We start from the raw sequence: 22765 nt of genomic DNA, 5'->3' as shown, positions 1-22765 counted from the left end.
TCTAAGTAAGGAGAGAAATATGTACACGATTAGCAGATTTTCTCAGCTATGCAAAATGAGCGCTCGCATGTTACGGCACTATGACAAAGAAGGACTCTTAAAGCCAGGATATGTAGATGCAACGAACGGATACAGATATTATGAGAATAGTCAATTAGAAATGGCATTACTAATCAAAAAACTGAGAGAATACAAATTTTCTTTGCCGGAAATTAAAACAATCCTTCAGACATCAGATAGAAAATTGTTTATCAGATTTATACATTTGAAAATAAATGAATTATCAAAGGAAATCAATCGATATAGACAGATTATTACAGAAATGCAAGAGATGATTGAAAAAAAGGTGGATTTGATTCAAGGGGAAAGAAGGGCGTATGATATATTGCTCGGAATGAGAAAAGAGGTAAGGGTCATAAGTCAAAGATTGCAAATTAATATTGCTGATGTAGACAAGTGCATTGATTCCTTATACGATAAGGCGGAAGAAAGTAACATTCAGTTACGTGGTGTACCTTCTGTCATTTTTTTTGATGAAGAGTTTAGCCCTGACCATAGCGATATTGAATTAATGATTCCGATCATTCATAGGAATGAAAGAGATATATCAAGAGAATGGCAAATAAAAAAGCTCCCTCAAAAGTTTGTTGCCACTACATTGCATATCGGAAGTTATGATTATATCGGACATGCACATATAGCGCTTGAAGAATGGATGGAATGCAACGGCTATTGTTTAGATGGTCCGCCTTATGAAACCTATTTGAAAGGTCCAGAATGTGACTGCTGTGCGGAGGAGTACGTGACACAAATCTGTTTTCCTGTCATCAAAAAAGAAAATCAATAATTGCTTGACCTTGACACTATGTCAAAGCTTATTCTACTTCCAAGAGAAAGTAATCAAAACATAATAAGGAGATTATGAAATGAATAAGATAAATATACTGTGCTCAGGGGCTGTATTAGTAGCTGGAATCTTAACTGGATGTATTCAAAGTAAAGCGGATGAAGACCAAAGTATAAAAGAACAAAGTGTAGGCAAATACTCAATGCCTGACGAAAGAGGCAAACATGAAGGTACATGGTTACAATGGCCTCATAACCTGACATATGGTAAAGGTTATAAAGAAGAGGTTGAATCAATTTGGATTGAGATGACAAGTGCTTTAAGCGAAGGAGAAAATATTCATATTATCGCATATGATGAATATGAAAAGAATTATATTTATGATCTTTTGTATGAGAAGGGTATGAATATGGATAAAATTGACTTTTATATTATTCCTACTAATGATGTATGGGCAAGAGATTCTGCACCGATTTTTGTATATGACAAGGATAAAAATATTAAAATCATGAACTGGGGATTTAACGGATGGGGCAAGAAAACCCCGTATAAAAAAGATGCATTAATTCCAAGCAGTCTTAGTAAGCAGTTAGGTATGGAAAGAATTGATCTAACTGATGTAGTACTTGAAGGTGGAGCCTTTGAACTTGATGGTAATGGTACATTTTTATCCACACGTAGTGCAGTCGTTAACAAAAACAGGAATCCTAGGTTATCAGAAGCAGAAATAGAGGAGTATATAGAAGAATATCTTGGTGCTACTAATTTTATTTGGTTAGATGGTGTCCCAGGTTTGGATATCACAGATTTCCATATTGATGGTTTTGCTAAATTTCATGATCAGTCTACAATTATTACAATGAAAGAAGATGATTTAGAGGAATGGGGTGTTTCAAATAAAGATATTAAAACATTAATGAATGCTAAAAATGCCTTTGGCAATCCTTATCAGCATGTTTATTTACCAATTAGTAAAAACAATGTAATTTTAGATAATGGAAAAGATTTGGGATACAAAGGTTCATATATAAATTTTTACATTGGAAATACAGTTGTATTAGTTCCGAATTATAATGATCCTAATGATAAAATAGCAAACGATAGAATTCAAAAACTATATCCTGACCGTAAAGTGATTGGAATTGATGTAAGGGAACTGTATAAAAATGGTGGTATGATTCATTGTGTGACACAGCAACAACCGGTCAGTTTAAAGTGATGGAGTTTGTTGCTGTAAATTCCATTATATTCAAAAACTAAGTAAGAAGGACTACATTAATTTATATCAATTAAGGGAACGAAGTTGTTGTAATTATAAAATAAAATATTACGAAAATTCTAAAATATTTATTGTTATAGTTGTACGTTGCTGTATAATGGAATATGTTAGGAAATATATTTATATAAGGAGGTTGTTAATTTTGTATACTATTAAATTTCATACAAGAACAATAAAAATTACGATGTCCGGCATTAAGCCTACTTATAACGGGTATAGCGATAATGATCTGTAATGAACTTACGTGAGATTATTGTAAATAGATAATCTTTTTTATTTGCTTATTAGTAAAGGATTATTAATGTACTTGAATAGGTTTATGGGCTTCATATCCTAGCAGCATTGTTCTTGCTATATACTAGGAGGAAGAAAATTAGATGATGAATGTATTGTCCAGCCCAGTGCAAATGAGCGGAAATGAACTAGAAAAAACCTTAAAAGAAATCCAAAGTGGGAAAAAAACATGGGATGAAGAGAGCAAGATTGATATTGTTAAAGCAATGATTAATCATATCGGTTCAACGGATAGCGAACTTAGAGAGTTGATTTATAGCTCTTTTAGTAAATTAATATTAGATAATCAACTTGCGCATGAGTTACAAGTGGAAATATTAGAATTTTGTTTAAGTGACTTGTTATTTAAAGGGATTGGTGAGAATGGCACAGATACTGTCTTTACAAGGTCATTTACTTCACTTTTAATAGAACTCATTTTATACAAGGATAACGAGGATCATTTTCTACCTGAATCTGTTGTTTATAAAGCAAAAGATACGTTAATTCATTATATTGCATTGGAACAGGATTTAAGAGGATATGTCTCCGAAAAAGGATGGGCTCATAGTGTAGCACATTTAGCTGACGCTTGTGTTGAACTTGTGAAAAACGAAAAAATAGAACAGAAGTGTTACTCAAAAATATTAGAAACACTTTGGAAAAAAATATTTCATTCAAAAGATGTTTATATCCATAATGAAGACGAGAGGATTGTAAGGCCAATCCTAGCAATGTTAAATCGAGGATTAGAGATAGAAGAATTAGAAACTTTAATCAAAGGTATGCCACAGGAAATGAAGTTGCAAAAAGAAAAGCTTGATTATGAAAATTATTTGTTCTTAGTGGCTAACTGCAAGTCATTTTTAAAAAGTTTGTATATAGAAATAAGAACAGATTCTAATTTGTTACTGCTGCAAAAAAATATTGAAAGCTGTTTATCAGAAATTTAAAGGTTTTATTATTTGTTCAACTAGCGGGGCGGAAATGAAAGAACAATAGAGGCATGAGTTTTGGCTATCCGATTTAGGATAGCTTTTTTAGTGAAAGCATTATTTTATTTCTTGAAGTCGGAAAACTAATCTTCACAATCTTATAGGGGATGAATTATACGAATATCTAATGTTCAAAATGATGAAAAGTTAACCTGATGAGCATGAGGTGGTACCCCTAATAGAAAAATAAAATAGCTTTTTAGAAATCTTTTACAAGTGTAGGTAGTTAATAAGAAGTTTAGTACTGTATAATCATATTATGTAAACTTTATTCAAAATAAAAAGAGATTAATGTGTTCTTTAACTAACAATAAGAGGCATAAGTTTAATTGTTTGGAAATAAATGGTTTTTATATTTTTTAGTATTAAAAATATTGAAAATTCGGAGTGGGTATAGTGGAATGTTTAATAGGGGATGTAAAAGTTCATTATGAAATTTATGGTTCTGGTAAACCAATTATTATGCTTCATGGTTTTTCTCCTGATCATAGACTGATGTCAGGTTGTATGGAGCCTGTTTTTATACAAAGAGAAGGTTGGAAACGGATTTATATTGATTTGCCAGGCATGGGGAAAACGAAGGGACACGAAACAATCCAAAACTCAGATGGAATGTTAGATCTTGTTTTAAAATTTATAGATACAATTATTCCAGATGAATCTTTTTTAATCGCAGGTGAATCCTACGGGGGTTACATAACTAGAGGAATTATATCCAACAGAAAAGAAAAAATAGACGGCGCAGCATTTATTTGCCCTTTGATTATTCCGGATACAAGTAAGAGGCAGATTCCACCGCATACGGTTATTTACAAAGATGAAAAATTTTTATCACAGATAAATACGGAGGAACGTGAAAATTTTAGTTCGAATTTCGTTGTGCTTAACCAATATAATTGGCAACGTTATCTTGAAGAGATTATCTCAGGAATTCAAATAGCAGATGAGGCGTTTTTAACAAGGATAAAGGAGCAATATGCTTTTTCATTTGATGTGGATGGCCAAATATCACTGTATGAAAAACCAAGCCTCTTTTTATTGGGCAAACAGGATTCCGTAACAGGCTATAAAGATGCTTGGAGTTTGCTTGATAAATTTCCTCGGGCCACTTTTGCGGTTTTAGATAAAGCAGGACATAACTTGCAGATTGAGCAGGATGTTTTATTCCATTCGTTAATAAATGAATGGTTAGATAGAGTTGAAGAAAAATAATAGTAGAAAGTCTATTATTTTTAGTTTAACGGAACCAGCCATTAATAAATTTCAATAAAAAATTATATTGCTTAGAGTTAATACAATGTTGTACTTATTAGTAAATCTTACAAATTTTAAATTTGTTTACAGAAAAAGTAATTAGGGGCCATGCTATAAATGTGATTAGTGGAATAGGTTAGTAAAGCTAGCCTGTTTTTATCGTTTTATAGTTAGCCCCTAATTATATAACAGTAAAAGTAATTACTGAATGACTGAAAAGAAGAAAGAAGGTACATAGCGGTATATTCATGTAAATGTATTTTTGTTACGGTGTTTCCCTTAGGTAATTATTTGTCTAAGGGTTTTTCTTTGTTGTGTAGAATTTACACAATAAATAAGGGGTTTAATAAAAATTAAAATTTGAGTAGAGAGCCTTACAAAACTGTAAGGCAGATGTAAGGGAAATGAATATCTACATTGAAACAAAAGAGTTAAACTAGCAATATATCAATCAACTAAAAGGTAGTAAATGATAAGGAGTGAGCACATGATCTGGTTAACATTAATCATTGCATACGGAATGTTTTTATTGTATTGTGTTCGCACAGCTGAAGAAATGGACGAGTCTTTGGTATTGGGACGAAACAAACGAAGACACTGTAGATAAAATATCCAGCCCCAAGTTTTAGAAATATTTGATTATGAGACATTAGTGTTTAGATAAGTAAAACAAAAAAGTAGCTTATCGGCTACTTTTTTATTTTATCTTGTACTTCATATTTCTAATATCAATTGCGCTGGATACCCAAACATATAGGCATGCTAACGTAATAAGTAAACGTACCCAACCAAACTCATTTTCTATAACAATCATTGAAACCAATACGACAGCATTATAAATAAATAGTGGTAAAAAGATAATGATATCCCATTTTAAAGATTTAAGGCTTTGCATTATGTTCACCTCAATTCGATATTAATTTAAGGTGTTTTACAATATTAATTTTACAAAGGAATTACCGTAGGGGGGAGTTAAAACATTGTACTTCCAAGTGGAGTAAAATTCAATTTCATTTCTACAATTCTCCCTGTTTCCACTCTTTATTATGAATATCTAATCCTTCTTGACCAAAGAAATGGAGAATATATTCTTTTTCATCACTATCAGTTTTTTTAGCTAGTTTAAATTCCTCCGCACTTACCTTTTTTCCTAAACGTAAATAATGAATTTCTATAAAGTCTTCAACTGCAGATTCAAAATTACCATTGTACCATTTATTCAGAATAGATTCATATTTTGGTCTTTCATCATTACTGATAACATTTAAGTTGTTTTTTAAGTATTGAATATTTTCTTTGGTCATTTGAACTCGACCTACATCACGGGTACCACGAACATGAAGATTATTCCTATTAAATGTTAGTTTTTGGAAAGACATATGTATCATCATGTCATTTATAGTTTGCTCGTTTTTAATTTCTCCAATAGACTGAGCTGCTTTAGATAAATCATCATTACTAACCACATAACTATCTTTTTGTTGCTTTTGAATGGTTTGAACTTTCGGTTTTTCCTGAACCTTTTTTTCTGTTTTTTTATCATTATATGTTAGAGTGATGTACGTTCCTAATGATAAAGTTAGTAAAACAATTACACTATAAGTAATTTTCTTTTTCATTATAGCCCTCCTGCGAATATCTTTGAAAGCCGGGTAATCCTAATCAGATTAACTAAATCTTTTTGGAATTCTTTCACTAAAGATTTAGGATAATTTATTAAACTTTAGTAATTTTTAGTCGGGTGTTTAGTCGGAATTAATTCGTAAATCTGTTTGAACTGGCGAAAAAATAAAATGTGTAACAGTATGTGCAAATGGATTTACATCCTCAATGAATTTCTCTGCTTTAGCAAAACTTTCAAATTGCATTTTTAGCATGTAACAAGCATTTCCTGCTATACGATAACAAAATTCTACGTTTGGAAGTTTTTCTATATAATTTTTGAATGATTTATAATCTCCATTTTTAACTGTTGCTTCTATTATACACTGGATTGGTAACCCTAATTTTTCATAATCAATTTCTAAGGTATATCTTTTAATTATTCCAAATGACTCCATTTGTCTTACACGTTCTGTTACGGAAGGTGAAGATAAATGAATTCTTCTTCCAATTTCACTCATTGATAACCGACTATTTTTATGTAATTCATCTATTATTTTTTTATCAATATTATCTATTTTCATTTTTAAAATAAATCCTCTTTTTTCGTTAATTATTTAAAATATTTTTAGTTAATTCTTTATTTAATGTAATTTAATGGTTTTATTTTCTATTATTAATATAACAAGGGGGGATTTTAAATGGCAAGAATAATTGAATCAAATTTCGGAGAATTACCATTTCAAAGACTTTTAGGGCATAACAGAGAAGTGATGAAAGGGTGGTTGTTTCTTGCGAGCAGAAAGTGGTACTTACGAACTTTTGGGGATTTGTTCTTTTATGGACTACATTTATATAATAAAAGAAAAGGAGTGAATTATAATGTGCACCATCTCTTGGTCATCTCCCGATCCTTTTCTCGAGCTTATGGATGTATATCAAATGAACCATCACCTTCGTTTAACTGTAAAAAGTAATCATACTTCCGCAAATCCTATCTATCAAATATCTAGAAAACAATTTTCCCGATGGTGTGGGATTCATCTTAATCAACTTAATGTTTCAGAAACAGCTGACTTAGAACGCTGCTTCAAGAAATATTTAGATATTCGAACGGTTTATGGCCTCATGTAATAATATTGTGAAATTATAAAATAATCTGATTATGAAGGGTTTTTACAGTGGTTAAGAAAACAACTTTCACATAAGGAGCAACCTTTTTATCAGTATGCCCGTCATTTACGTAGCGATTTACAAGCAATCAAACATTGTTCTAAATCAACAGCAGATTCACTAACAGATGAATCCCTTCTTTTTGTTAGTTTTTGTTAAAAATCTAGATTTTTTAGCCGAAATCCTGCAAATACTACTTTTACAAGATAGCGAGGTGAGACATAGATGTTTATCAAGTTGAGGAAATACCTTTCATTTAAAGCTAAACAAAAACAATTAACTGTACCCGAAATCTCGAAGCACTTAGGTGATACATACACTATTCAGAAAAATATCGAAATAAATGAAATGAATTTAAAAAAATTTCTAGGAAAAAGTGAGGATATTGTTTTTAGAGAGTTTGAAATCTTAACCATAAAACAAACAAAAGTATTTATTTGTTTTATAAATGGCCTCGTTAACACGCAAGTGATCAATGAGTGTATCGTAAAGCCTTTAATAGATGATCTCCCCAATGATAAATATGATAACAATGGAGCTCATCACGACTTAATTAAGACCATAAAGGATCGTACATTAAGCGTTGCAGATTTAAAAGAAGCACAATCGATGGACCAAGTCATAGACGCTGTTTTATCTGGTGAGACAGCCTTATTTATAGATGGAAACCATTCGGCTATTCTTATCAGCACACAAAGTTTTGAATCAAGAAATGTTGAAGAACCAGAGACCGAAACCGTAATTCGGGGACCACGTGAGGGTTTTGTTGAAACCCTTCAGGTTAATACAGCTTTAATCCGAAGAAAAATAAAAAATCCAAATTTGATTTTTGAAAAACTTATACTAGGAAGACAGACTAGAACTACTATTTGTATAGGCTATATTGAAGGAATAGCAAATCAAAAAATTATTCAAGAAGTAAAAAGTAGATTAAATAGGATTGACACCGATTCCATCCTTGAGTCGGGATATATTGAACAATTTATAGAAGATCATCCTTTTTCTTTATTCAATACTATTGGAAATAGTGAAAAGCCAGATAAGGTGGCTGCCAAACTATTAGAGGGAAGAGTAGCCATTCTCTGCGATGGTACACCTTTCGTTTTGACCGTTCCTTACTTATTTATTGAAAACATGCAGGTAAGTGAAGATTATTATTCACGTCCTCTTTTCCAATCGTTTTCAAGATTATTAAGGACTGTTGCTTTTTTTATAGCTATCCTAACTCCGGCACTATATGTAGCTCTTACTACTTTTCATCAAGAAATGATACCGACCGTTCTTCTGACAACAATGGCTGCATCTCGAGAAGGTATCCCTTTTCCAGCCTTCGTGGAAGCCGTTCTGATGGGGGTAACCTTTGAAATCCTTACAGAAGCAGGAGTAAGAATGCCTCGAGCCATTGGACAAGCAGTTACTATTGTTGGGGCACTAGTGGTTGGTGAAGCTGCAGTTCAGGCAGGAATCGTTAGCAGTCCAATGGTGATTGTGATGGCCGTTACCGGTATCACAGGTTTTGTTATTCCCTCATTACGAGAGTTCACCGTTATATTCCGCTTCATTCTCATTGCATTGGCCGCAATGTTTGGGGTATTTGGAATACTAATCGGCCTCTTTTTCTTACTGGGTCATTTATGTTCATTGCGCTCTTTCGGTTCTCCTTATTTAGACCCCATTGCGCCCGTCATGTGGAATGGGTTGAAAGACTCCTTTATTAGGGCTCCGTTATGGATGCTAAAGTTTCGGCCACGTTCCATTACATGGCGAGATTCAAAACGACAAGGTCTGTTTGTAAAGCCTGGCCCAGAAAATTCTACTCAGAGTGGTGAAGAGAATTGAAACGCAAACTTGTAGTTGCTTTGTTGTGTACATTTATGTTAACCGGTTGTTGGGATCGATTAGAATTAAACGAAATGGGTATTGTCGTTGCAGTGGGGATAGATAAGAATCCTGAGAACAATCAATATATTTTCACATCTCAAGTCCTAAGACCGGGTGCATTAGCCAAAGATGGCTCAAGCAAATACTCTCCCGTCAATATCATCACAACGAAAGGAGATACGATATTTGAAGCAATCGGAAACGTAACACAAGAATTGGATCGGAAAGAGTTTTACCCTCATAATAAAGTGATTGTAATTGATGAGCAGCTTGCCAAAAAAGGAATGATTCCTATTCTTGATGCTTCTTCCAGAGGAAAAGGAGGCCGGGGATCTGTATGGCTTTGCATTGCAAGAAATACAAGTGCCCGAAAAACGATTGGAGTCAAAGATGGAATTGGAAATATCCAAGGAAATTATTTAAACGAGCTTATTAAAGATGCAAAGTATAACCCGAATACAAGCGTTATCCAATTAGTCAACTTCTATAAAAAAATATTAGAAAGCGGGATAGCCCCTGTGACGGGAGTCTTAACCGTTCAAGAAAAAATGAACCTTCCTGTAGAGGAGAAGGGAAAGGCCTCAGAGCGAATTAAAATGTCGGGAGCTGCGGTATTTCGAAAAGATAAACTAGTGGGATACTTGAATGAAAAAGAAACAAGAGGATACAATTGGCTCTCAAAAGAAAAGGAGGATATCAGGATTACCCTCCCCTCTTTGCTTGAGAAAGGAAAATTAATATCCATTAATGTCCTTGATACTAATCCCCATATCAAACCGGTACTAAAAGATGGGAAGATATCCTTTACTATTAAAGTGAAGCAAACGGGAGTACTCGTTGAACAGCAAAGCACCAAAAAGCTGGATAGTCCAAAAGAAATCCTTGATTACACCAATCGAATAGAAGAAAAAAATAAACAACTCATTGAAAAAGATATCGAGAGAACCATAAGAAAGGCCCAAGCCCTTAAAAGTGATATTTTCGGTTTTGGAAGGATCCTTAGCAAAGAATACCCAAATTACTGGAAAAAAGTAGAGAAGGATTGGGATAATCGCTTCCCCGAAGTCGAATATTCGGTGAAAGCGGATGTCATCATTAAAAGAGTTGGTTTTTCACAAGGCCCCTACCACTCTAAGTTTTAGTGTCATCATAAAGAGCGCCATAACTTTAAACAAAACATGAACAAGTGATATAAGACAACCAAAGATAAAATACCTGCATAAATCCAACCCCCAAAGATCAGAATGCCGGGAACCGTCCCGGCTTTCTGTAATGTTTGCACATCTAACATATGTTTGCCACCCTCTTTATCCGTTTACATGTTTTGCACTTACTTTTTTAACTTTATAATGATTAACAATAAGCTTGGACAAATAATCTGAAAAGGAACATGAACATAGGGAATTACAACCTTCAGCCCTATCCAACGATGAAAAGGTAGATTAGGAAAATAAACTAAGGTAAACCAAAGCAAAAGAATACCGGTTAGAACAATTAACCATTTTTCATGTTTCCTTTTAAATAGATGTTTAATTGATAAAACTCCGCCATAAAAAAAAAGAGTCATCTTATAAAATCCGCCGATAAAAATAATAATGGATGCAATAATATCCATGTTTGTTATGAAATCTGCAATATTAATCAACTTAATCATTTCGAATAAGGGAAGAGTTTGATTAGAAGCATATTCAACTCCTAATCTAGAAACAATCATGACTAATGAAGTCATTAACAATAGACCGGACAAACCAAGAGCCAAAAAGGAAATCTTTCGGATTTTCTCTATATAGTTCACAAATTTCCAATACATAAGGAACAAAACCATCTCTCCAAAAGGGAAATTGACAATTGTAGGAAAAGCTGCACTTAAAACTGGCGTCCACCCATCTCCTAAGATCGGCTCTAATTCTGTAAAATCCATTTCTCCTGTCATTATAAGGAGAACATATGTGAGGACAATAAAAAATAAAACGACAGGCAACATCACTTCACTCGTGCGAGGAAGAGCTTCTTGACCTAGGAACAGAAAATAAAATATGGTAAGCATAAAAACCACTAAAATAACCATTATCGGTGTAGAAGGGAGTAAGGTCATGATAATCAATTCACCGAATTCACGTAAGTTAAAAGAAGCGATAAACAGGAAATATAAAGCATAAAGCAAAATTAAAGGTCCTGCCAGCCATTTCCCCAAAATAATAGTAAGAATTTCAGCCAGATTTTTATCCGGAAAATGCCTTTGTATTTCTGTATAAATCCATAACAAGAAAAAACCGGAAATCATAGCAATTAGTATGGCCAGCCAGGCATCCTGCTTGGCCTCAATGCCCAATGCAAACAGAGGTGTACTTCCAATTTCAAATAACACGATTAACGCGAAAAGCTGAGTTTTGCTTATCCGTAACATATCTATACTCACCCTTTATCGACTATCGACCACTTAAAAATAATTATTATTTTTCTGCTTATTTTTCCCATGTTTTCGGATTACTATAACTTGTTTAGAAAAAGGTTTTATATAAAAATGAGCTAATTCGGGTGCGGAAATTTTTTGGGGTGCTGCAAAATTTTTGCTTGGTGGCGATGTGGTAGGACCCCAAATATTTAATGATTTAGGAACTTAATGGGGGTGACTGTACTACGGACTAATCGGAGAAGGAGTCAGCTGAAAGGTAAATACTAAAATCTATTAACAAGGTAACCAGCAAGACAAAAAATAATACCCAAAACTAAAGCTATATCTTCCCAATCTTTTTTAAACCTCTCCTATGTGAAGAATCACGAAGACGTAGAAAACGATAATGTAGAAGTTACATCAAAGTGCGTGGAGAGCATAAAACAAGAAACGACATCTAATAAAAATTATTACGATAAACTTAGAACTTATGATTTCTTGCATAAGGGTATGACATATGAAGAAGTGGTAGTAGCATTTGATGGTGAAACGGGGAAAAAGCACCTTCCTGGCGCAACTTCTCAAGGTGAAAGAGATTATAATGATTTGCATCCTACATATAAGTGGAATATGTATACTGAAGAAGTGATATGTCATTTTAGTTATGATAAATTCATCTATTATTTTTTTATCAATATTATCTATTTTCATTTTTAAAATAAATCTTCTTTTTTCGTTAATTATTTAAAATATTTTTAGTTAATTCTTTATTGATTTAATGTAATTTAATGGTTTTATTTTCTATTATTAATATAACAAGGGGGGATTTTAAATGGCAAGAATTATTGAATCAAATTTCGGAGAATCACCATTTCAAAGACTGTTAGGGCATAACAGAGAAGTGATGAAAGGGTGGTCTCACTTAGGAGATGTATTAGAAAAAGATGGATTGCTTTCTGCAGAGTTAAAGGAACAAGTAAGGAGAACGTTAGCGCAAAGTAATGGCTGTGAGTATTGTAAAGCGAAAGGAAAGCCTGAGTTTGATAAGTTTAATGAAAAGATATCAATTGCAGTAGGATTTGCAGAGGTGTTTTTAAAGCAAAAAGGAGATATATCAAATTCAACTTTTGATATTTTGAAGGAATGTTTTAATGCAGAAGAAATAAGTGAGCTGTGTGCATTTATTGCTTTTACTACTGCTTCGCAATATTTTGGAGGGATGCTTAGATTAGAGGCACAAGAGCAGTTGTAAAATAATGAATGGAGCATTTAACATTGTTGAAGGCCTGTTTTGATTAGATTCAAAACAGGCCTTTTCTTTTATACGCTAATATTTTTCTTCTTCGCAGACACAAATTTTGCATCTAAGAAGTTTGTACCTAATACTCCGAGAATAATCATGATTGCTCCAATGATATGGTAATAGGCTAGCTCTTCTTGTAAGAAGATGACACCAGCGAACATTGTAATTAAAGTAGACACATTGCTAAATACACTCATTTTCGATGCTTCTACAATAGATAAAGCATAATTTGATAGGAATGCTGTTAACAGTGATGAAAGAATTCCTAAATATAAGATGGAAACGAGAAATAACGAGCTTGTAAAGGGTTGAAAATATAAATGTATAGTACCAGCTGCAATGTGGTTTCCAATGGATAATGTATTAAAGCAAATAAAACCAATTATAGTCATCATATATGTTACATCGATTAAGCGAAATTGTTTTGTCATCTTTCGTGCTAGAACGTTATAACCAGCTGATGATAATGCTGATAAGAGAATAAGTATAACACCAGTGAAACTAGGAGTATGAGAGCCAAATCCTTTCATCGTAAAAATGTAAATGACGCCAGATACTGATAACAGAAGCGAAAATTTTTGCCAAATTGTTGTTCGTTCTTTTAAAAAGTAAGACGCGCATACCATTGTAAAGATAGGGATGGTAGCTTGAATAATTCCTGCTTCAGAAGAGGATGTATACACTAATCCAAATGCTTGAAACGTAAAGAATAAAGCTGGATATAAAATGGCTACAGGTAAAATAGTAAGCATATTTTTAAATGTAATATTTAATTTAATTAAACCGAATATGACTGGAATAGATGCGGTTAGAAAAGAAACCGTAAATCTATGAGCTAATGTATCCAATGGTCCTGTGATAGTAAAGGTTAGTTTTACAAACATAAATGAAAACCCAATAATGCATGTATAAAGAATTGCTGCGGCGTAAGCTTTTTTTGTTTGTGTCATAATCACACCTCGTATCTTCATTTTTCTTACTGGCCAGTATATGTAAATGGTAATGTTTTCTTGTGGGTGCTACAATACAAATAAATATGATCTGTACCGGTACAAAAATAGATAGAGGTGTAAGCGTGTTTAAATATTTAAATGTTTTTAATGATTTAGAAAGGTTAATTCAAACTGGTGAATTAAAAGAAGGAGATAAATTACCTTCTATTCGATCTTTAAGTACACGTTATCAATGTACGAAAAGTACCATTATTCGCGCGCTTCAAGAGTTAGAAAAAAGACATATGATATACTCCGTTTTGAAAAGCGGATATTATGTTGTGAAAAAAACAAACGAAAATCATGTTAGACATAGTAGTGTCATAGATTTTGCAACATCTGCACCTGATCCAGATGTTTTTCCATATTTGGATTTTCAGCATTGTATAAATAAAGCAATTGATACATACAAAAATGACTTATTTATATATGGGACTCCGAAAGGACTACCTTCGTTAATTCGAGTTGTTCAAAGGCAGTTAATGAACTGTCAAGTATTTACGAATGAAGAAAATCTTTTTATTACATCAGGTGTTCAGCAAGCATTATCTTTGTTAACTTCGATTCCATTTCCAAATAAGAAGAATACAATTTTAATTGAACAGCCAAGTTATCATTTGTTTATCGAATATTTAGAAACGCACGGCATCCCTGTGATCGGTATAAAACGGACGGCCGAAGGGATCGACTTGAATGAATTAGAACGTATTTTTCAAACAGAAGGTATTAAATTCTTTTATACAATGCCAAGATTTCATAATCCGTTAGGCACATCGTATTCTAAAAAAGAAAAGAAAGCTATTGTGCGTTTAGCAAAAAAGTATGATGTGTTTATTGTGGAGGATGATTATTTAGCGGATTTAGAAAGAGATGCTAAAGCAGATCCGATGTATAGTTATGATGATTCCTCTCATGTTATTTATTTGAAAAGTTTCTCTAAAATTATTTTTCCAGGACTCCGAGTTGGTGTTGCCGTTATACCGGATTGTTTAACTGAAAGTTTCTTAACATATAAAAAATTACAAGATATTGATAGTTCAATGATTTCACAAGCAGCTCTAGAAGTTTACATAAAGAGTGGGATGTTTGAACGGCATAAACAAAAAATTCGTGCTTCCTATTATGAAAGATCTAATAGATTAGCTGCTTCATTGAAAGAAGGGAGTAGTATTAATAAACAATTATTTCAATATCACGATGTGAATTTGTCGTGTGTGCATACTCACATCATTCTAAATAAGAAGATTATTGTGCAACCACTTATTCGAAAGTTACTACAAAATAAAGTATTAATAAATCTGATTGGGAAAAATTATTTATCTTCATTTCCAAAAGAAAAATTATTGAAGTTGAATGTGTCGAATGTAAAAGCGGAAAGTATTGAAGAGGGGATATGTAAGTGTTTTTTGCAAGCAGAAAGTGCAGAGAATTGCAGCGAAAAGTGCAGAGGCTTGCAGTTCTCTTTTTTCTTAAAGATTCATGTCTAAATTTGCAGAAGAAAGGGCGTGTCTCAAACGATAACTTTCTCCTGTAAATGCAATAATGTGGGCATGATGGACCAACCGGTCCACCAATGCAGAAGTTAAGCGGTTATCCCCGAATATACGATTCCACTGTCCAAACTCCAAATTAGATGTGACAATTACACTCTTTTGCTCATAACAGTCAGCGATGATATGAAACAGAAGTTCCGCTCCTTGTTTTTGAAAGGGAACATACCCAAGTTCATCTAGAATAAGTAGCTCGCAAGCTTCGATCTGTTTCTTTAGTCGAGATAAACTCCCTTGTTTCAACGCTTCCTCCAACTGAGCTACTAAGTCTGCTACTCGGAAGAAACGCACTTCATGTCCCGCCTCACAAGCTTTTAATCCCAAAGCGGTAGCTAAATGTGTTTTCCCGGTTCCTGGGGAACCGAGTAAAAGGAGATTTTGCTTACCTTGAAGAAACTGAAGGTCGCAGATTTGCTCTTGATTCACTGTAGCTGGCAAATGGATTTGATCTCCCCATTCATATTTCTGCAACCATTTTACTTCTCGAAATTTAGCTTTCTTCATGAGACGTGCAATTTTCTTTGTCTGACGAGATTCTATCTCTAGACTTAATACATCGCAAAGAAATTGCTCTTTATTTTCAAAAGGGATGCTACTATAATTGTCAACCACATGCGCTAGATGAAGAGATTTACAAACTGTTTGTAATGTCTGTAGAGTCATAACTATAGCCCTCCTTCTAGTGATGGACAGAGTTTCCGATCATATTGACCTAAATCTGTTTCATAGTCCACTAGGACTGTTGGAGTGTGCGTTTCGTCCCATTTCTCTGGGTAAGAAATGTTTTTAGCCTCTATAAGAAATCCGAGTTCGTGAGGGTCTCTCTCTAATCGCTCTTCTTGTTGAAGAAGTTCATGGAGTTGCTGTAAAGAGTAGTCTATTAAAAGTTTGCGTAACCCACTGATCCGCTTTTTGCTGTCTTCTTTCTTGAAAAGAAGATAAGCTTGTACCCTGTCGGGCAAATAAGGAAAAAACCGTGAATAACGCATAGCACGTGGCTTTTTCTCCCAATCACTTAAAATCTCATCCCAAGGAATTTCTCTATTCACATTCATATATGGTCTATAATCCTCATAAATAATCTCTCCATCATTTGTAAAACAGGTAAACTGATCCCATCTCTTTTTCACGACAATAACTTGCTTCATACGCGCCTTTCGGATTACAAAACGTTCTTGATCCACTGTAATTTCTCCGTACTTGTTCACCGTAGCCGTATCTAAGGAGAAGACCTCTAGGTCTTCCAATGGTAACGGTTTAAGTGGCAGTTTATCTTCTTGCCAAAGTTCCTCTATCAAGGTCCCTTTATCATAATGAGGGCGCTTTCGATCTTCTATCATTTGTTCTTGCAGCCATTCTGTTAGTCCCGCAAAATCTTTCATAATTGGGGCTGTAACGAACCAGTTATTTCGAGTATAACTTACCTTACGTTCCACATTTCCTTTTTCATGTCCGCTTGCAGGATTACAAGGTTGGGTTTCGAAATTGTAATGCATTTGGAAACGAAGGAAGGCATCTGTATACGTACGCTGGTCTCCCTTTCCAATGCTTACGATAGCTGCTGATAAGTTATCCATTCTTACATGTGTAGGAACGCCTCCGGCTTGCTGAAATAATTGCTTTAAACCTTCTAAAAAACATTCCCCATTTTCTGCTGGAAGTGGATACACAAATGCTGCATTACTGTGAGGAAAGCTCAGAATAAGTGCTTTAATATCTTTATATGCTCCATCTTGCACAGCTGTCATATTCCCAAAGTCCACTTGTGCCTCACCCGGAGGGTGTTCAAGTCTCTCATGCCGTTCTTGTTTTTCTTCCCTAATTTGAGGCCTTCTATGTTGGACATACTCACATACAGTACGATAAGACCCTTGGAATCTATGTTCATTCTTTAATTGTTGGAAAATCCTTTTACTCGTTCTTCGTTCCTTCCTTTTGAGCTTAAAATCCTCCTCCAGCCAGTCATCTACAATTTCTCCATAGCCTTCTTCATACATCATGCCACGTTTCTTTTGTTCTATTTCTTTAGAGCGGATGCTACCATCCGCATACTTCTTAACAGTTCTCCAGTTGTTCCCTGTCTTTCTTGCAATTTCTGATATATTTAAGTCTTCGTTCTCTCGTAAATGTTTGATATAATGTATTTCAGGCATTGCTAGCATCCTTTCATAACCTCCATCTGTATTTGGCTTCGACACCTAACACAGTAGAGGGTAATGGAAGAGCTTGCAAGCCTTTTTTTTATGCACTCATGCTATGTGCGAATTCTTCGCAATACTCTGTACTTTTATTTTGCATTAAACAATCGTTTGCTTTTCTCTGAGTACGTAATACCCTTTTTACTTTCGGTATACACTTGTTTTTTCTTACGTTCTCGAAGTTGTTTTTCAGTTAATCGATATATAATAACGCGTGTAAATAGTTTTTTATCCTTTCCAATATAAGCATCTGTTATTTCATAGACCTGCCCTGGTTTTAAGGTATTCATAATGTGTTCTAAATCAACTTTGATGTACTGAGACTGTTTTTTTACTGTCCCATTTCGAAAGTATTCAGGAAACTCATTTTTGATATACACCATATTATTTAATTTCAGCCGCGATATATAATATACCCCACGTTGGTCCATTTGATCTAAATCGTCCTGTGAATAATAACCCAAATCTCGAATACAAAGGTCGCCAGGCCGTAATGTCGCTAAACATTCTGTTCCAAAGTTTTTATCATTATTCTTCCCTGGTTCAACTTGAAAATTTAAAAACTGCCCACTATGTAAATCATATTCCAATTGAATCTTTATACCTGCTGTTTGTGCACAACCACCCGAACCGGGATACACACTAGCTAAGTGTTTTGGTACTTGAAAAATCGTTGCATCTAAAATGCGAATTCGTTGAAAATAGGTTAGTGAAGAACTTGGAATCACTGAAGTTTCATAAACTTTATTTTTTAATAATGCAGAGAAAACATGTTTTAAAAAACAAACAGCTTTTTTATTGAACCGTTTATTTAGTCCTTCTGGACTAATAAGAGTTCCTGTAGCTGCATGTAATTGACTACACAGTCTAACTAAAGAATCACTCGCTATCCTTTGACTCATCCAAACACAGATAGTGGCTAAGTCATGCCCTGAAAATTTGCGCTTTCGTTGAACAAAATCTAACTCTCTAGCAAGCTCTTCTAAAAATGAAGGAGTAAAATATTGATATAATTCCTTAGCAAATAATTGGAGTTCATCTTGAATCGAAAGATTCATAAAAAATGCCATCCCTTCTGCATATTTCTACAAAAAGAATAGCGATTTTTTCGCTATATGGGTACAAATTTATCTTAACTTGATAGTGATGTATGGTGCCCCCTAAAATAAAAAAAGTTTTTTCATTTATTGACAAAAAATTCAGTTAATATTTTTTTATTCCTATAAATGTATATTTACCTTAAATTTAGTTTCAAATATACATAAATTTTATTGTTTTTGTATATTTATTCTTTTTTTAGCTATTAACAATTTAATGCCTTTTCAATTAAATTGTTTACCTCTGCTGTATAAGAAATATATACTTTAAAGTGTAGGGGGTAATACCTTATAAAAATATAAAGGAGGGTTTTTTATGAAAAAAATGAAAAAGTTGACGAACATTGCTTTAGCTGGAGCTATCGGTTTAGGAGGATTAGGAGTGTTTGCACCAACAGATGCAAGTGCGGCTGAGATTTCTCCTTCTACAACAAATGTTCCTACTAACCTATCTACTGAATTACCTATTAATTTTGTAGAGTCTAAGTTACCAAAAGCAGCGAAAGCTAGTGCAAATTTAGATGTAAGTATAGATGTATTAGGTATCGCTAACATGATTAGGAATTCCATCAATACTCAAACTAACCGTTCAGGATTTGTAAAAGGCGTAATGGAATCAACATTTTATTCTGCAGGTCAACGCTATAATGTTATGGTTTTTAATTTAAACCAAAATTATGATGATCGTTTTAACGGTGTTAAATTCTTCGGAACAACAGTATATGATGGAATCACTTTTGGAATTTGGGTATTTGAAGATGGGGAATTTACAAATCAAGGTGATGGTGGATGGATTAACTGGGCATTTAGAGGTTGGTTCGATCGTAATGGTAACCATGTTAAATTTCATCGTCCATAAAAATAAACCACAAAATCAGCCAATTTTGCGGTTTATTAAATAAAAAGTATTATTAAACTTAGGAGAGTATACTCTAAACTCAACTCCTAGTAAAAACAGTATAGATGATATTTATTAAAAAGAAAAGCACTCCGAGGAGTGTTTTTCTTTTTTGGATTGACGGTTTGTCAATCTAAGTGCGACAGTTCCTCCTGAAATGCTTCGTGGGCAGTTTTCCAACCTGGGGTCACGCCAACCAAATGACATAAAACCCACGTTAAGACATTTTTTAGAAGCGAAAACCTTGATTTTTAAATGCTAAGCAATTTCTACATAGAAAAAGACTCCTAATAAGGGTCACCATACATCGCTATCAAGCTAAGAAATACAAATACCTCCAAAACGAGAAAAATGTACATCTTCATGTGAAATTGTACATTTTTTTTGTTTTGGGGTGTTATAAAATTCTTAAGTTGATGAGCATGTATGGTGACCCCTATTTGTTGCATTTTGTTACACCTCAGAGAAATGAATAAAACGAAAATGGGTCATATAATAGGCATAATTCTCCATAATATGACCCACTTTCACACATCATACTTCACTCTTTATAAGAAGTAAGGTTACTAAAAATCTATTACTCTATTCAAATTTTATTATATACTTTTCCTATCTATTAGTAACAAGTCCCTCGTTGTTAGTTTCAATGTATGTCTGGCCAAAAATATTATTATTCATATAGCCCTTGAAGTTTTGGTAAATCACACCATCAGGACCAGCAGCATAAACACCGACATCCAAAGAGAACAATTCATCTTTATACATTCTGTCTCTACCGAAGTAATATAATTTCCCATTAATGTTTTGAAAACCAGATACCTTTTCACCTTTATCGTTTATATAGATTGTGCCACCATTAATATCATAAAAGCCTCTCAGTCGAGCTTGTCCCTCGTGATTAATGTAATATCTTATCCCATCAATGTTTTCATAGTAATCGAATTTAAAGATTTCTCCACTTTCGAAATAGTATTTTTTTTCATCAATTTCCTTCCAACCAGTATAGAATGGCCCTTCTTCTAAGCTGTAATATACAATTGAAGGGTCTCCCTTGTCATCAAAGACTTTAGAAACTCCAAATTTTCTAATAGAACCATCTTTTTCAAACGTTAACGTTTTCTCATCAAAAGTAACATAAGTTATGCTATTTAGCGATTCTCCATTCAGCCTAGTAGCCTTCTCAAGTGCGCCTTTATCAGAGAAGTGAAGGATGATATTTTGATCTTCTAGACGTAGTTCATTTGTAGTAGCTTTGAAATCTTTAAAATAATAAATTTTACCATCTATTTCTCGTAGGCCTTCTTTAACAAATGCTCCAGTATGATCAGAATATTTTTTGTTTTTCCATACTGATTTTTGCAAAACACCTTCATTATCAAAGTGGTATTGCTTACCATCAATATCTGGATTCTCATAAGACCCTCGGAATGGGCCACTTGAACCAAAATAATACGTCTTCCCTTCAACATTATACCAGCGATCCCTCACGACAATTCCATCAGGACCTACATATTGCTTCTCACCACCATATCTTATCCAACTGTTTTTTATCACGTTCCCATCAGAATCTTTTGCAGTCCATATCCTAGAATCCTTTTCATCAATGACTATCTGAATTTCACCATACTTCTTTTCCTCATTTTCTTTACCCGGATACCACTCTCTTAGCCAATTATGAAGTTCATTGTTGGTTTTTCCAGTGAAACGAAGGTTAGATGGCAGTCCCTTATCAGTAGTGAATTCAGCACGGTCTTCAGTAATTATCAAACGTGCTCCATTCTTGTTTATCAAATTAAATTGAAGTTCATTGTTACCAGAATTTTCGATTGGTACAAGTTCTAATATTTCCTCAGGATTAAGTCCATCTGTCCAGTGAAGCCCAGGTCCTTCTTTCCCTGAAACATGATCTCGACCTTGTTTTACAATTACTTTATTGCTTCCTTTTTTAATCGGGATAATTTGAAAAGGTTTATCGTTTAATTCATGAGTTCCTACTGCAATACCCATTTCTAGAGTCAGTTTCGTATCTGCAACTACATTTACTAAGCGATTATTAAAATCTGCAACGGCTTCCGGGTCATTAAAAAAATAAGTATTAGGAAGAACTTCTCCACCTACCGGCTTTGAAGTAATTGTTGCTAGTATTTGTTTTTCTTTTGGTAGTTTCTTAAAAAGTTCATCCTCATTAACACGAATATCAAGCAGACCGCTCTTCAGATAAGCATTTGGGAATTCTTTTCGTAAAAATTTATCTGCTAAATTATTTTTACGACCGCTATTATCACTTTGTAGATAATATATTTTGAAAGTCGTAAGTGAAATACCCGTATTTCCTTCATCTAATTGTTTTTGTGTAATATACAAAATATGATGGTTAGATGGATCAGCTTCATCAGGAGTTAAATCTACCATTGTACCCGCATCTTTGATACGAAGTTGTTCTCCATGTTTGATTGTTTTATATTCAGATTTCCCATTGGAATAAACGATTTTAACCTTTTTGCTAAAGTCTTTATTTTTATAATAATCAAATACACTAATACCAAACTCTCCCTTTTGGAATGTAGGAGCTTTGTAAGCAATGTTTTCATGAGCAGCATAATAATAGTTTTTTACATCGATTTCCTCTAACCATTTCCCAAACGGTTCTTTAAGAAACGTATCATAGATACTTCCAAATGTTGTAATGATTGTTGCGACCGTATCAACATCTGCTTTCACTTTATTTTCCGTTAATGGGCTTGCTAATGGGCTAGCACTGAATAAAATCCCCATCGCAATTCCTACAGGTAGGACTTTAGGTATCCTTTTTTTGTACTTTTCATTCATAACGTCATTCCTCACTTTGTATGTATGTTTTTCCCTACTTATTAAAAAAATTTAATGTTCGGAAGTTCATCTTAGTTCAAATACCTTACAAAAGTCTTTCGTATATGTTACAAAAGTCTTTCATTAATTTGTAAATAAATACAAATTATGCTGAATTTCTCAATATCGTAAACAAATTTTGCTTTCATAAATGTTACAA

At 33.7% G+C, this 22765-nt stretch carries 18 protein-coding genes and 1 pseudogene; 10 read left to right on the top strand and 9 right to left on the bottom strand.

The genetic code is table 11. The features are described 5' to 3' along the window. Window positions 1-19: 19 nt before the first annotated feature. The 4 genes from Q9306_RS05720 to Q9306_RS05705 all read left to right on the top strand — a co-directional run bounded on the left by Q9306_RS05720 (window position 20) and on the right by Q9306_RS05705 (window position 4606). Window positions 20-847, top strand: coding sequence for a MerR family transcriptional regulator (locus Q9306_RS05720; protein ID WP_306196186.1), 828 nt, complete (start codon window positions 20-22; stop codon window positions 845-847). Between the two features lie 79 nt (window positions 848-926). Further along, on the top strand, window positions 927-2066 hold the full coding sequence (locus Q9306_RS05715) for an agmatine deiminase family protein (protein WP_306196184.1): 1140 nt from the start codon (window positions 927-929) through the stop codon (window positions 2064-2066). 437 nt (window positions 2067-2503) lie between these two features. Beyond that, on the top strand, window positions 2504-3352 hold the full coding sequence (locus Q9306_RS05710; protein ID WP_306196182.1) for a DUF2785 domain-containing protein: 849 nt from the start codon (window positions 2504-2506) through the stop codon (window positions 3350-3352). Window positions 3353-3787: 435 nt separating this feature from the next. Continuing rightward, window positions 3788-4606, top strand: a complete 819-nt coding sequence (locus Q9306_RS05705; RefSeq protein WP_371932328.1) for an alpha/beta fold hydrolase — start codon at window positions 3788-3790, stop codon at window positions 4604-4606. A 1058-nt stretch (window positions 4607-5664) separates the two neighbouring features. Here Q9306_RS05705 and Q9306_RS05700 read toward each other — a convergent pair. Together Q9306_RS05700 and Q9306_RS05695 are read right to left on the bottom strand one after the other, a co-directional pair. Next, window positions 5665-6267 (bottom strand): DUF6241 domain-containing protein, encoded by a 603-nt coding sequence (locus tag Q9306_RS05700; protein ID WP_306196179.1) that lies wholly within the window; start codon window positions 6265-6267, stop codon window positions 5665-5667. A 126-nt stretch (window positions 6268-6393) separates the two neighbouring features. Beyond that, window positions 6394-6834, bottom strand: a complete 441-nt coding sequence (locus tag Q9306_RS05695) for an Lrp/AsnC family transcriptional regulator (protein WP_306196177.1) — start codon at window positions 6832-6834, stop codon at window positions 6394-6396. Window positions 6835-7648: 814 nt separating this feature from the next. On the opposite strand from Q9306_RS05695, the gene Q9306_RS05690 reads away from it, so the two are divergent. Beyond that, complete coding sequence (locus Q9306_RS05690) at window positions 7649-9262, top strand: spore germination protein (protein WP_306196175.1); 1614 nt, start codon at window positions 7649-7651, stop codon at window positions 9260-9262. Further along, the gene (locus Q9306_RS05685) at window positions 9259-10446 is read left to right on the top strand and encodes a Ger(x)C family spore germination protein (protein ID WP_306196173.1); all 1188 of its coding nucleotides are present in this window, start codon (window positions 9259-9261) and stop codon (window positions 10444-10446) included. The genes Q9306_RS05690 and Q9306_RS05685 overlap by 4 nt, the downstream gene beginning before the upstream one ends. Window positions 10447-10451: 5 nt before the next feature. Here Q9306_RS05685 and Q9306_RS05680 read toward each other — a convergent pair whose 3' ends face one another. Both Q9306_RS05680 and Q9306_RS05675 read right to left on the bottom strand, forming a co-directional pair. Beyond that, on the bottom strand, window positions 10452-10595 hold the full coding sequence (locus Q9306_RS05680; protein ID WP_306196171.1) for a hypothetical protein: 144 nt from the start codon (window positions 10593-10595) through the stop codon (window positions 10452-10454). Window positions 10596-10634: 39 nt separating this feature from the next. After that, on the bottom strand, window positions 10635-11711 hold the full coding sequence (locus tag Q9306_RS05675) for a GerAB/ArcD/ProY family transporter (RefSeq protein ID WP_306196169.1): 1077 nt from the start codon (window positions 11709-11711) through the stop codon (window positions 10635-10637). A 417-nt stretch (window positions 11712-12128) separates the two neighbouring features. On the opposite strand from Q9306_RS05675, the gene Q9306_RS05670 reads away from it, so the two are divergent. Together Q9306_RS05670 and Q9306_RS05665 are read left to right on the top strand one after the other, a co-directional pair. Continuing rightward, a complete protein-coding gene (locus Q9306_RS05670) occupies window positions 12129-12416 on the top strand; it encodes a hypothetical protein (protein WP_306196167.1) in 288 nt (95 codons plus the stop codon). A gap of 115 nt (window positions 12417-12531) precedes the next feature. Next, entirely contained in the window at window positions 12532-12951 is a 420-nt protein-coding gene (locus Q9306_RS05665) for a carboxymuconolactone decarboxylase family protein (protein ID WP_306196165.1), read from the top strand. 68 nt (window positions 12952-13019) lie between these two features. Here the strand turns inward: Q9306_RS05665 and Q9306_RS05660 are convergent, their stop codons facing one another. Next, the gene (locus tag Q9306_RS05660) at window positions 13020-13952 is read right to left on the bottom strand and encodes a DMT family transporter (RefSeq protein ID WP_306196163.1); all 933 of its coding nucleotides are present in this window, start codon (window positions 13950-13952) and stop codon (window positions 13020-13022) included. Between the two features lie 125 nt (window positions 13953-14077). Here Q9306_RS05660 and Q9306_RS05655 point away from each other — a divergent pair, with 125 nt between their 5' ends. After that, window positions 14078-15481, top strand: coding sequence for an aminotransferase-like domain-containing protein (locus tag Q9306_RS05655; RefSeq protein WP_306196161.1), 1404 nt, complete (start codon window positions 14078-14080; stop codon window positions 15479-15481). Here Q9306_RS05655 and istB read toward each other — a convergent pair. The 3 genes and pseudogenes from istB to Q9306_RS05640 form a co-directional block, all read right to left on the bottom strand. Continuing rightward, a complete protein-coding gene (gene istB, locus Q9306_RS05650; protein WP_306196159.1) occupies window positions 15464-16207 on the bottom strand; it encodes an IS21-like element helper ATPase IstB in 744 nt (247 codons plus the stop codon). The genes Q9306_RS05655 and istB overlap by 18 nt on opposite strands. A 2-nt stretch (window positions 16208-16209) precedes the next feature. Then, window positions 16210-17706, bottom strand: coding sequence for an IS21 family transposase (istA, locus tag Q9306_RS05645; RefSeq protein WP_306196157.1), 1497 nt, complete (start codon window positions 17704-17706; stop codon window positions 16210-16212). A gap of 140 nt (window positions 17707-17846) precedes the next feature. Beyond that, window positions 17847-18800, bottom strand: a pseudogene (locus Q9306_RS05640) (IS4 family transposase); the annotation flags it as partial. A 355-nt stretch (window positions 18801-19155) separates the two neighbouring features. Here Q9306_RS05640 and Q9306_RS05635 point away from each other — a divergent pair. Further along, on the top strand, window positions 19156-19698 hold the full coding sequence (locus tag Q9306_RS05635; protein ID WP_251228901.1) for a stress protein: 543 nt from the start codon (window positions 19156-19158) through the stop codon (window positions 19696-19698). Window positions 19699-20346: 648 nt separating this feature from the next. Here the strand turns inward: Q9306_RS05635 and Q9306_RS05630 are convergent. Further along, window positions 20347-22566, bottom strand: coding sequence for a cell wall-binding protein (locus Q9306_RS05630; protein WP_306196154.1), 2220 nt, complete (start codon window positions 22564-22566; stop codon window positions 20347-20349). Window positions 22567-22765 lie beyond the last annotated feature (199 nt).

This window comes from Bacillus multifaciens, from assembly GCF_030756675.1.
In the GTDB taxonomy this organism is placed as follows: domain Bacteria; phylum Bacillota; class Bacilli; order Bacillales; family Bacillaceae_G; genus Bacillus_A; species Bacillus_A multifaciens.
Note: the sequence above shows the minus strand (reverse complement) of the source record. Positions and strands in the feature narration are given on the sequence as shown.